This window comes from Pandoraea soli (assembly GCF_902459595.1).
Taxonomy (GTDB): Bacteria; Pseudomonadota; Gammaproteobacteria; order Burkholderiales; family Burkholderiaceae; genus Pandoraea; species Pandoraea cepalis.
The window spans coordinates 41,797-52,597 of record NZ_CABPSG010000018.1; the positions used below are offsets into that span (position 1 = coordinate 41,797).

At 64.7% G+C, this 10,801-nt stretch carries 9 protein-coding genes; 4 read left to right on the forward strand and 5 right to left on the reverse strand.

Annotation, left to right across the window (positions count from 1 at the left end):
• Positions 1-41: 41 nt before the first annotated feature.
• The 3 genes from PSO31014_RS20530 to PSO31014_RS20540 all read right to left on the reverse strand — a co-directional run bounded on the left by PSO31014_RS20530 (position 42) and on the right by PSO31014_RS20540 (position 4,622).
• Positions 42-737, reverse strand: coding sequence for a (2Fe-2S)-binding protein (locus PSO31014_RS20530; protein ID WP_150553304.1), 696 nt, complete (start codon positions 735-737; stop codon positions 42-44).
• Entirely contained in the window at positions 734-3,685 is a 2,952-nt protein-coding gene (locus PSO31014_RS20535) for a xanthine dehydrogenase family protein molybdopterin-binding subunit (RefSeq protein WP_246176922.1), read from the reverse strand. The genes PSO31014_RS20530 and PSO31014_RS20535 overlap by 4 nt, the downstream gene beginning before the upstream one ends.
• 424 nt (positions 3,686-4,109) lie before the next feature.
• Positions 4,110-4,622 (reverse strand): GNAT family N-acetyltransferase, encoded by a 513-nt coding sequence (locus PSO31014_RS20540; protein WP_150553305.1) that lies wholly within the window; start codon positions 4,620-4,622, stop codon positions 4,110-4,112.
• 91 nt (positions 4,623-4,713) lie between these two features.
• Between PSO31014_RS20540 and PSO31014_RS20545 the strand changes: the two genes are divergently transcribed.
• The gene (locus PSO31014_RS20545; protein WP_150553306.1) at positions 4,714-5,304 is read left to right on the forward strand and encodes a helix-turn-helix domain-containing protein; all 591 of its coding nucleotides are present in this window, start codon (positions 4,714-4,716) and stop codon (positions 5,302-5,304) included.
• 124 nt (positions 5,305-5,428) lie between these two features.
• Here PSO31014_RS20545 and PSO31014_RS20550 read toward each other — a convergent pair whose 3' ends face one another.
• On the reverse strand, positions 5,429-5,980 hold the full coding sequence (locus tag PSO31014_RS20550; protein ID WP_150553307.1) for a DUF4019 domain-containing protein: 552 nt from the start codon (positions 5,978-5,980) through the stop codon (positions 5,429-5,431).
• Between the two features lie 128 nt (positions 5,981-6,108).
• On the opposite strand from PSO31014_RS20550, the gene PSO31014_RS20555 reads away from it, so the two are divergent.
• Positions 6,109-7,287 carry a GGDEF domain-containing protein gene (locus tag PSO31014_RS20555; protein ID WP_150553308.1) on the forward strand — a complete coding sequence of 393 codons (1,179 nt, stop codon included), beginning with the start codon at positions 6,109-6,111 and terminating at the stop codon, positions 7,285-7,287.
• A 129-nt stretch (positions 7,288-7,416) separates the two neighbouring features.
• On the opposite strand, the gene PSO31014_RS20560 is transcribed toward PSO31014_RS20555, so the two are convergent.
• Positions 7,417-8,136 (reverse strand): glutathione S-transferase C-terminal domain-containing protein, encoded by a 720-nt coding sequence (locus tag PSO31014_RS20560; RefSeq protein ID WP_150553309.1) that lies wholly within the window; start codon positions 8,134-8,136, stop codon positions 7,417-7,419.
• Between the two features lie 144 nt (positions 8,137-8,280).
• Between PSO31014_RS20560 and PSO31014_RS20565 the strand changes: the two genes are divergently transcribed.
• Positions 8,281-8,805 carry a DUF2471 family protein gene (locus tag PSO31014_RS20565; RefSeq protein ID WP_150553310.1) on the forward strand — a complete coding sequence of 175 codons (525 nt, stop codon included), beginning with the start codon at positions 8,281-8,283 and terminating at the stop codon, positions 8,803-8,805.
• A gap of 38 nt (positions 8,806-8,843) precedes the next feature.
• Entirely contained in the window at positions 8,844-10,538 is a 1,695-nt protein-coding gene (locus PSO31014_RS20570; RefSeq protein WP_246176923.1) for an exonuclease domain-containing protein, read from the forward strand.
• Positions 10,539-10,801 lie beyond the last annotated feature (263 nt).

Genomic DNA, 10,801 nt, shown 5'->3' on the forward strand with positions numbered 1-10,801 from the left:
ACGCCAGCGGGTGGCTCGATTCAGGCGCATGGCGTCTCCCCTCATTTCGCATCCCTAATGCAGCCGGGCGTCTTGAGCAAGACGTCGCGCACGGCCGCGTAATAGCGCACATATCCCGTGCACCGACAGATATGGTCATTGAGTCCCTCGGTGATCGCCGCTTCGAGATCGGCACGCGCGACCGGGTGGCGCTTCAGACGTTCGATCAACACCGTTGCAGCATTCACAAAGCCGGGCGTGCAGTAGCCGCACTGGAAACTGAAGTGATCGAGAAACGCCTGCTGGATCGGTGCGAGCGTGAGCTTGCCGTCGGCATCGCGCACCGCGTGGCCTTCCACCGTGCGCACCGTCTTGCCGTCGAAATAATTCGTCCCGGTGATACAAGTGCGTACGGTTTCGCTACTGCCGTCGGCGTGATCGACGATCACCACGCAGGCGTGGCAGATGCCCTGCCCGCAGCCCAGGCGCGAGCCGGTCAGGCCCAGGGTCTCGTGCAGCCAGTCGATCATCATCAAACCGGCCGGCACGTCCATCGGGCCATGCGACACACCGTTCACCTTCACGGTGACGGGCAACGTCTCCCACGGTGCTTTGCCGTTTGCCGGGGCTGCCGAGGCTGCCGCCGCACTCGCCGTAAGCGGTGCCGCTGCCGCACTCGCCGCGCTCATCGGTTGTCCCGCGCCCGTCGACGCCGTGACGTCCGACGCGGCCTGCGGTGTGCTCGAAGCGTCCGTCATGCCAGTACCTCCTGGATCGTCTCCGGTGTCACCGGCAACGCCGTAAATCGATGGCCAATCGCATGCGCGAGACCGTTCACAATCGCACCGACCACGGGAATCATCACCACTTCCGCGATACCTTTCGGAACGTCGGTGTCGGAGATCGGTGGCAATACCTCACCGGTTTGCGTCCACACGGCGACGTCGACCGCACGCGGCAGGTGATACCGGTTGAAGTTCCATGTGCCATTGCCCGGGCCGTCTTCATAAAGCGGCAGATACTCGTGCAGCGCATGGCCGATCCCCATCGCGAGACCGCCCTGCAACTGGCCCGAGACGAGCTGCGGCGAAATCTGGTTGCCGCATTCGACGATGGAATGATGGGTGAGCAGTTCGACCTTGCCGGTTGCCTCGTGCACCGACAGCGCCACGAGCGTGCCGACGGCGCTGTAGTAAGTCACCGCTGCGTTGTTACGCTGCACCGGCGGGTAGTACACGCGCTTGCGATCGAGGGTGCGATAGCCGGTGGCCGACGTCGACGCAGTGGCGGTCGACGGCGTGGCCCCGCCCTTTCCGAAGCGCAATGCAATACCATCGACGGGCAGTCGCTGCATCGCGCCGTTGCCCAGATCCCAGTCCGCTTCGGCCCACTGCCAACGATTGAAGACGTGCACCGTCGCTCCGGTCACCAGGCCCAGTTCGTGCGCCGTCTTCGCGAGCATGGGTAACGGCAGCGCTTCGAGCCCGGCGGCCGTGAGCTTGCCGTCGACCCAGCGTGCGTCTTCCGCACGCACCACGAGCGGTGCGGCCTGGCCGCCGCCGAGGCCGCGACGCCAGATCGACAGCGCCGCCGGCCACAATCCGTGCATGAAGAGCAACCGCGCCGCTTCTCGCGTGCTGTGCGTGAAGTAGTAGGCGGAATTCGTCGCGCTCGACGGCGAGGCGTATCCCGGCGACCAACGCGGATTGGCAGCGAGCTTGTCCTGATCGGCCTGCGACATCAGATACGGATCGCCGCTCGTCACGACCGGCAACTCCGGCCAGTCCGTGATCGCGACATGCACCTCCGTGGCCGGCATGCCAAGCCATTTCGCCACGGCAACCGCCTGCGACGTCGACGTGCCGGTGCCGATCTCCACGGCCGTGTGATGCAACGAAATCTTGCCCATCTCGTCGATCTCGACACGCGCGAACGAGGTCTCGGCACCGGTGCCGAAGTCCTTTTGCACGCAGGCGAATCCGACCCCGTAACGGCGTCCCGGATGCGTCGCCTCGAACTCCGCTTTTTTCTTTTCGCGCTGCGTCCACAACGGATGCCGTTTCGCGCGAGCGAGCACCTCGTCCACGCGCACCGCGCCCGCCGGAATCGCCCCTTGCGTGTTCTTCATGCCCGAGCGCAGCGCGTTCTTGAGACGGAACTCGATGGCATCGACGCCAAGCTGCGCCGCCATCTCGTCGATCATCATTTCCGTGGCGGCCATCGACTGCAACGTGCCGTAACCGCGCGCCGAACCGGCATCAATGGCCCGCGACGCAATTGCCACGCTCGCCAGATCGCTTTGCGGGATGTAGTAGATCGACTGCGCTGCCGTCGCCCCGACCATCGCCACCGATGGCGAGAAATTCATCCGCCCGCCGCCGTTGCATTCCATGTCGGCCGCGAACGCCTGGAGCAGTCCGCTCTCCTTGTCGACGCCGAGGCGATAACGCAACGTGAACGCGTGACGCTTGAGCGAGGTCTGGAACTGCTCGTAGCGGTCATTGGCCAGGCGCACCGGCAGGCCGTCGCCGTACATCGCGGCGGCCAGGCCGTAAAACGGCATGTTGTAGTGATCCTTCGATCCGTAGCCCACCGTGTAGCACGGATAGACGATCAGGCGCTTGACCGGGAAGTGGCCCTTGGCCGCCATGGCTGCCGCGTTCTCCGCGACTTCCGACGGCGATTGGGTGGGCACCACCATGTGCAGCGTCTGCGTGGCGGCGTCGTACCAGCAGTTGGCGTTATCGGGTTCGAGCGCCGCCGTGTCGATCGACTGCGTGCGGTACTCGCGCGACATCACCAGCCAGTTCGCCGGCGGGTGCGAGAGCGATTCGCCGATCTTGGCCGCGTAGGCCATGCCTTGCTCGTCGAGCTTGCCGTGGTCGTTGCCGTCCGGCCACACGGGCAGATGCTTGCGCATCATGCTCGGGAAGATCGGCGCGTCCTTCAGACTCGAGTAGACGTCATCGTCATACGCCGTCTTGCCGCCCACGCGCACGAAGCGGAAGCTGCCCCACGGATCGCGCTCGAGCGGGCCCGTCACGTCGCCGTAGCGAATGATCTCGTCATGGAACTTGAGCTTGTCCTTGGCGAAGCGAAAGCGCGTGAAGTCGCGATAGATCAAGATCGCGACGGCGTGGCCGAGATAAGCCGGCGTCTTGCCGGCCGGCAGCAACATGTCGTCGCCATAGAACGCGGGGAACGCGATCCCGTCGCGCACGAGATCGTCGGCCGTGACCACGCGATCGGGTTGCAGGCCATCGTCCAGACGCGAGAGATCGAAACCAAGATACGCGCGGTCGGCATGCGTCGCGCGCAGCACGAAGGCATGGGCTTGCTGCACGGGCCAGCCCGGCATGTCGCGCGAGCGCACGTCGCGCGCGAAGATCTTTTCCCCGGTCACTTTGGCCGTGCCGTCGATACGGAACTTCGCTTGTCCCTTGACGGCGTCCCACGCGACCGGCGTGAGGTTCTTGTCTTCGAACAGCGCGGCGAACGCCCGGCTGCCCAACGGGGCGATATACACGGCGATACCCGCGATCACCGACGCCTTGAGAAATCCGCGACGCGTCACCGCGACACCGGGGGAGGCATCGGGACGCTGAGCGCTTCGGGAAGACGCGGGAGATTCGGCGGCGGTATCGTGACGAGCGTCGTCGCTCGACACAACCGCAGGGGGAGCGTGCTTTCTTGGCAGGCGCGGCATAAGCGTTCCGTCCGTCTTGTTTTGGGGGGATGTATCACGATCACCAAGCTCGCGCAGACACCAATGCGCACAAAACGGCACCGCGACGATCACAGGGGCGAGACATCGGACACTTGCCGACTCGACCCACGAAGCATGGTCACGATGCGTGACATTCACCTGCCGTGATGCGCTCGTGACGTTCGGCGGGAAGACGCTTCATGAGTGACACCGGACGTAGCAAGGCTACACGCCGAGTCCAGGAATGACAAGGTTGGCCATGACGCACCGCGAGAGCATGCGCATGTGCCGTTGACCAATGCACACCGTGCAGCGGGCGCGGGCGGTCGCTATTCGAAGAGGGTGATGTTGCCTATGCCCAATGAGAAATGCCGCTATATCTTTTCAGACATAGCGGCATAGAGCGGAGCGTGCGGCGCGCGTTTCAGCGCGTGACGTCAATACGCAATTCCATGCACGTGAGATCGAGCCAGCGACCGAACTTCGTGCCGACTTCACTGAACGTGCCGACCGTAAGGAAGCCTAGCTTTTCGTGCAGCCGAATCGACGGTGCGTTCTGCGCTTCGATACTTGCGATCATCACGTGAATGCCGATGGCGCGCGCACGGTCGATGAGCGCACGCATGAGCGTCTCGCCGACGCCGCCGCCGCGCGCGTTCTTGTCAACGTAAATGGAGTGCTCGACCGTGTGACGATAGCCGTCGAACGCGCGCCAGTCGCCAAACGACGCGTATCCCGCGACCTTGCCGTCGCGCTCGGCAACGATCACGGGATACCCGCGCGCCACGCGTGCCGCCAGCCACTCGCGCCGGTTGTCCACGTCGACGAGCACCTCGTTCCAGATCGCCGTCGTGTGCTCGACAGCGTCGTTATAGATGTCGCGAATAGCCGGGAGGTCGGCGTCGGTGGCGTCGCGCACGATGAGCGAGGAAGTCATTTGAGGGGTCCCGCAAACAAGAAGCCGTGGATGACGGCGTGAACAATGCCATCCATTTTACTGGAAATTAATTTCCAGTAAAATGGAAGTTATGGACATCAACGAACGTATCGCCCGCCGAGTGCGCGATCTGCGCAGCGAGCGCGGCTATTCGCTGGATACGCTGGCGGAGCGCAGCGGCGTGAGCCGCTCGAGCATCTCGCTCATCGAGCGGGCGCAGACCAGCCCGACGGCCAACGTGCTCGACAAGCTTGCCACCGCGCTCGACGTTACGCTCGCTTCGTTGTTCGATGACCGAGCGCGGGAAGACACGCTGCCATCGCCGCTCGCACGCCGTGCCGACCAGCCGGTCTGGACGGATCCGGACTCGGGCTACGTGCGACGCAACCTTTCGCCGGCGCAGCCGTCGCCGTTACAACTTGTTGAAGTCCGCTTCCCGCCGGGCGAGCGCGTCGCCTATGAGGCCGGCACGCGAGAGAACGAAGTCTGGCAGCAGATCTGGGTGATCGATGGCGCGATCGAGATCACATTGAACAACATCGCGTGGCGGCTCGATAGCGGCGATTGTCTCGCCATGCGGCTCGATCAACCGATTGGCTTCCACAACCCGACGTCGGCCACCGCGCGCTACCTCGTCGGGCTCGTCACGTTACCGTTCGTTGCAGCAAGGAGAACACCGTGATTCCCTTTGCTGCTGGTGTTCGGCGTGGCGAGCGCGCCTTGCTCGTCGGCCGCCGGCAAGAACCCGGTACGGCTCGCGACGGGGATATCGTCGGCCAGCCGCCGGCGGCCCCGCCAGCGCAGCCTCAGCGCACCAGGTAGCCCGCGACCCGCCAACGGCTGTCGAGGCCGAAGACCATCGTCACCATCTCATGGGCCTCGGCCTTGTGCTCGAAGACCGTGTTGTACTGAATCACCACATACTCGCCGTCCGGCTGCCCGGGCAGGGTGCGCGTAAACACCGCATCCGCGGTTTTGCGCGACTTCACCCGGCCCAGCGGCTCGCGCGCGGCTTGCAAACGCTGCGCCCAGTCGTCGGCCGTGATCGCGCGCTGGAACACCGGGGCGGCCTGCTCCCAACTCTGCTTTCCACGGTTGATGTCCGTGAGTCCCAGCCAAAGATTGGCGGCCTCGAGCGCGGGACGCACGTCGCGATTGACATCGGCCGCCGGTGCGCTTGCGCTGCTGGCTGGGCTGGAGAAAAGCGGCGGCTGGGCCGCGCGTCGCTGCAGCGGCTCTTGCTGCGCCTGCGCCGGGCGCGCGGCAAGACCGGCAATGGCCACGACGGTCAGCGCCAGCATGGGGAGCCGGCGAAAGCGAGGGGCGCGATGTGACGGATAGGATCGGGTCGTCGGCATTGACGCAAACTCCTTGATACAAAAAAGACGAATCCGACCATTCTACTGGCGTGTTGGGCATGTAACGCGCGTAGCGGCGTACATTACAATGCACAACACATGTCCGCTTCCCCCCGCTGGTCATCGCCATGTTGACGACGTCTTTGCTCGCGATCACCTCACTGCTCAGCTTCATGATGTTGCTGATCATGGGGTCTCTTCTACGCTCGCGCGTGGCGGGCGTTCGCGAGTGGTGCTTCGCCAACGTCGCGGTGCTCATCGCCCTGCCGCTGTTTGCCCTGCGCGGGGTCGTTCCCGACTTCCTGTCGATTGCCGTCGCCAACGTCACCCTCGCGGGCAGTCTGCTGCTTTACTTCGCGGGCTGCGCTCGCTTCCTCGGTCGGTCGCCGCATTGGCCGGCATTGGGTGCATCGCTCGGCGTGCTCGCTGCCGCCATCGTGTTCTGGCGTTACGGCACCGACGACCCACAGGCGCGCGTGGTCGTCGTCTCGGCGTTTCACGCGGCGTGGCTGCTGGCCACGGCCGTGCTCATTGCTCGACATATTCCCCCTCGCCGACATCCTTACAACTATTGGCTGACCACGGGCCTCGCGGCGGCGTTCGCCATCGGGCATGCCGTGCGCGGCGTGGTCTTCGGCTGGACACCGGCCCCCGGGCCCGAAGTGTTCGCACCCACGATGTTCAACGCGGTGATGCTCACCATCGGCACGATTGTCATGCCCGCCATGACGATGGGCGCGGTCATGATGATTCACGACGCCATGCTCGCCACCGCCGAAGAGGCCGCGAACCGCGACTATCTGACCGGCGCGTTGTCTCGCAAACACTTCGACCTCCTCGCGCGTCAGGAGATGGCACGGGCGGTGGCCCGCAGTTGGCCCCTCTCGATCGTGGTCATCGATCTCGATCATTTCAAGCAGATCAACGATACGCACGGCCATGCGGGCGGCGACACGGTGCTTCGCGAATTCGTGAAGCTCGTGCGCGATATCCTGCGCGAAGGCGATGTCTTCGGGCGACTGGGCGGAGAAGAATTTGCCGTGCTGCTGCCGGGCACGGATACGCCCGGCGCAATCCGCATTGCCGAGCGCCTGCGCAGCCAGGCGAGCCGACATCTGGTAGCCGGTCCGTTCGGCGTGTGTCAATACACGCTCAGTGGCGGCGTGGCGACGTGGCACGAGAATGAAAGCCTCGAGGCGCTGTGCATGCGCGCCGACCGCGCACTGTACGCCGCGAAGATTTCCGGGCGCAACCTCGTGCTCTCCGACGTGCTGCCGAGCGACGAGACAGCCTCCGAGGCGGGCTGATTCGGTCCGGCGTCGGCCCGTCGGCCCGTCGGCCCGTGGGCCCGTGGGCCTTCAGCGTCGATGTCAATTCGCGGCGTTGTGACGTCGTGAAATCGCGGATTTGCCGATTTGCCTATCGGACGTGACGCCTCAAGCGCTCGAGCCTTCGCCCGCGTCGCGAAAGAACTCGCGCTGCATGCGCGCGACATAGGCCATCAGATTCGGATGGTTTGCGATTTCGTCGCGCAGCGCCATGCGGAAATGCGGCGACGCGGCGCTACCGATGAACCCGAAAGCCGTAGCATCGGCGCCGCACGGCGCATCGCCGAAAAAGTAGGGTTTGTCGCCGAGCAATTCGGCCGCCGCCTGTGCGCCGCGCTTGAGCAGTTGCGTTTGCTCCTGCGGCGTATAGCGGCCGGTGCCCTGCGCGTGCAGCGTGCCGCGAATCTTGCGACGGATGACCGCTTGCGCAAGTGGGCGCACCGGCCAGGGAATCGACTTGAAGAACGAGGCCGGTCCCTTGGCGAAGTTGCCGTCGTCGCCCCAGCGCGCCTGCACGACGTGCCAATAGAAATGATCTTCCAGCGCCTTCTCGAACATCCACGCGGCGCCGCGTCGCTCGGGCGTGAGACCGGCATCGAAATCGAACCCGTACTTACGCTCGATGTGCAACCGGATCAACGTGGAGTCCGCGACGATCTCACCTTCATCATCGATATAGGGAAGCTTGCCCTTGGGTGCGCGGCGAAATCCACCGCGATCCGTCCGATAGGGCAGTCCGGCGAGCTTGAGCAGCATCTCCGCCTTGACGACAAACGGGCTGGCATCGGGCAGCCCGAAAGACGGGCCAAAGGTGTACAGGGTCAACATCGAGGTCGGGTTCCCGCAGGGTGAACATGGCGCAAAGTATTACATGCGGCGACGGCGGCGGCGACCCCGTCGGGTCGGTTGGGTCGCGTCACTCGCGCACTGTTGTTTTATACAGTATCATGTCCTCCAATCGAGGAATGTCTTATGGAAACCATCGACTGGGATCAACTGGCGCTGAGCGCTGCCGAACGTGACCTTGCTGGCATCGTGAGAGCGATTGCCGCGCGCTACGCGCAACAGCGCGCGGGCACCGCGAAAGCCATGTCGGCACGCACTGCCGCCGCTGCGACACCCCCTGACGAATCGAACGAAGCGAACAATCCGAACGAAGCGGCAGCGGCATTGACGCTCGACTGGCGCACGCTCCTTGCCATTGCCGACGAGGCAGAGGCGGATATTGGCCTGCATGCACGGCATGAGGCGTGGGCGCTGGCGCGGCTGCTGCGCCTGCCCGGCGACGAGGCTTTGCGTCGCGACGGCGCTTTGCCGCCGCTCGATGGCCTCGTCGATCTTCGCTGGCCGGATGCCCCGGCACCGGCGGTGTTCCGTGCCATCGTCGCGGTATTCGCCGGTGACGACCTGTCTGGCGACGATGCGGCGCCGCTCCCGTCTGACCGATCCGTCCGCCCGATCGCGTCGCACGCCCATGCGCCGGCGTGCCCGGCCTGAGCGCGGCCGAAGTGCGCAAGCGCAACGAGGCCGATGACATGCGTGACATCGCAATCGAGCACGCCGACGACGCCGCGATCCGCGATGCGATGGATCCCGACGCGCTCGCCCGCTCGCTGCCGGCACCGATGGTCTTCGTCGATCTGGAGACGACGGGCGGCAATGCGCTCGGCGACCGCATCACCGAGATCGGCGTTGTCGAAGTCGGCCCGCATGGCGTGGAACAGTGGAGCACCCTGCTCGATCCGGCCGAACCGATTCCGCCGTTCATCCAACAGTTGACCGGGATCACCAACGAGATGGTGCGCGGCCAGCCGTCGTTCGAGACGCTGGCGCACGGATTGGCGGAACGTCTGCAAGGCAAGCTGTTTGTCGCTCACAATGCGCGCTTCGATTACGGCTTTCTCAAGAATGAGTTCCGGCGTGCCGGCATCGCGTTTCAGGCCGATGTTTTGTGCACGGTACGTCTGTCGCGTCTGCTGTTTCCCTCGGCGGCACGGCATGGTCTGGATGCGCTGATCGCCCGTTTCGGCCTCGCGCCGCTGGGCCGTCACCGCGCGCTCGCCGACGCCGATCTGCTCTGGCAGTTCTGGCAAAAGCTTCACACGATTTACACGCCCGATCTGATCGAGCAGGCGGTGCAGCGCGTCACCAAGCGCTCGAGCCAGCCGCCGCAGTTGCCGGACGAAGCCATCGATGCCCTGCCGAACCGCCCTGGCGTCTACCTGTTCTATGGCGAAGGCGACACGCTGCTCTATGTGGGCAAGAGTGTCGACATCCGCGCACGCGTGCGCTCACATTTCTCCAGCGATCATCAGGTCGCCAAGGATCTGCGCATCTCCCAGGAGATCCGGCGCGTGGAAGCCCGCCGCACGGCGGGCGAGCTTGGCGCGTTGCTGCTGGAGGCGCAACTGGTCAAGCAGTTGCAGCCGGTACATAACCGTCAACTGCGCCGCGCTTCGCAACTCTATAGCTGGCAACTCACGCCGGATGCCGACACGCCGGCGCTCGTCAGTGCGAAGGCGGTCGATTTTGCCGGCGCCGAGGCCTTGTACGGCACCTTCTCGTCGCGCACGCGTGCGCAGAGCGCGCTGCGCACGCTGGCGGACGAACATCGTCTGTGCTGTGCGCAGCTCGGGTTGGAGACCGTGGGCGCCGGCCGGCCGTGCTTCGGATACCAGGTCAAGCGTTGCGATGGCGTATGCGTCGGCGATATGCCGCTCGCCGCGCACACCGAGCGGGTTCGCCAAGCGCTCTGCACGCTACGGTTGGAAACGTGGCCGTACGAAGGCCCTATTGCGGTTGAAGAACGCAGCGCCGATACCTCGGAGGTCGACTACCACGTGATCGACCGCTGGCAGTATCTTGGAACTGTGACGTCGCGTGACGCGTTGGACGCCTTCATCGACACATTGCCTGCCGTGACCGGCTTTGATCCTGACATTTACCGACTACTGGGCCGACGCCTCGCCGCCTTGCGTGAGGCGAGCGATACCGTCGTATTCGACGTCACCGGCGCTCAGTCGGCCACAGTGGAAGACAACATCCCGACATCGGTACGCGGTAAGGCAGCACTACTGGCCGTTCTGCCACTGAGCCGCCCGGCGTTTCGCCTCAGCCCGCCCGAACCGCCGGACGCCACGCCCGGCAAGCTCAGCGCGGCGCTGTTGCGTCGCCGTCAACCCCGCCCCGAAGATCCTGCACAATATCGGCTGCCGTTCGACGCTCAGTAGCGCAGGCGGTCGGCAACGGCCGCCTAATTGCGTCGTCCGCGGAGCGCCCTCAGCACCGTCGCCGTCACGCCCGCATTCAAGTTTGCAGCATGGGATCCGGACCGAATTCCGTCCCAATAGCCAAACAGATGCCAGTCGCGAGAAGCTGGGCTGGGCATTATCGCCGCGGAAAAGCAAAAACCCCTCGCTACACGAGTTAGCAAGGGGTTTTTAGGGGGAGCCTGACGATTACCTACTTTCACACGGGTATCCGCACTATCATC

Coding starts and splice junctions, on each gene's coding strand:
- PSO31014_RS20530 (WP_150553304.1), bottom strand. CDS start 737: ATGACGGACGCTTCGAGCACACCGCAGGCCGCGTCGGACGTCACGGCG.
- PSO31014_RS20535 (WP_246176922.1), bottom strand. CDS start 3,685: ATGCCGCGCCTGCCAAGAAAGCACGCTCCCCCTGCGGTTGTGTCGAGC.
- PSO31014_RS20570 (WP_246176923.1), top strand. CDS start 8,844: ATGCGTGACATCGCAATCGAGCACGCCGACGACGCCGCGATCCGCGAT.
- PSO31014_RS20545 (WP_150553306.1), top strand. CDS start 4,714: ATGGACATCAACGAACGTATCGCCCGCCGAGTGCGCGATCTGCGCAGC.
- PSO31014_RS20550 (WP_150553307.1), bottom strand. CDS start 5,980: ATGCCGACGACCCGATCCTATCCGTCACATCGCGCCCCTCGCTTTCGC.
- PSO31014_RS20540 (WP_150553305.1), bottom strand. CDS start 4,622: ATGACTTCCTCGCTCATCGTGCGCGACGCCACCGACGCCGACCTCCCG.
- PSO31014_RS20565 (WP_150553310.1), top strand. CDS start 8,281: ATGGAAACCATCGACTGGGATCAACTGGCGCTGAGCGCTGCCGAACGT.
- PSO31014_RS20555 (WP_150553308.1), top strand. CDS start 6,109: ATGTTGACGACGTCTTTGCTCGCGATCACCTCACTGCTCAGCTTCATG.
- PSO31014_RS20560 (WP_150553309.1), bottom strand. CDS start 8,136: ATGTTGACCCTGTACACCTTTGGCCCGTCTTTCGGGCTGCCCGATGCC.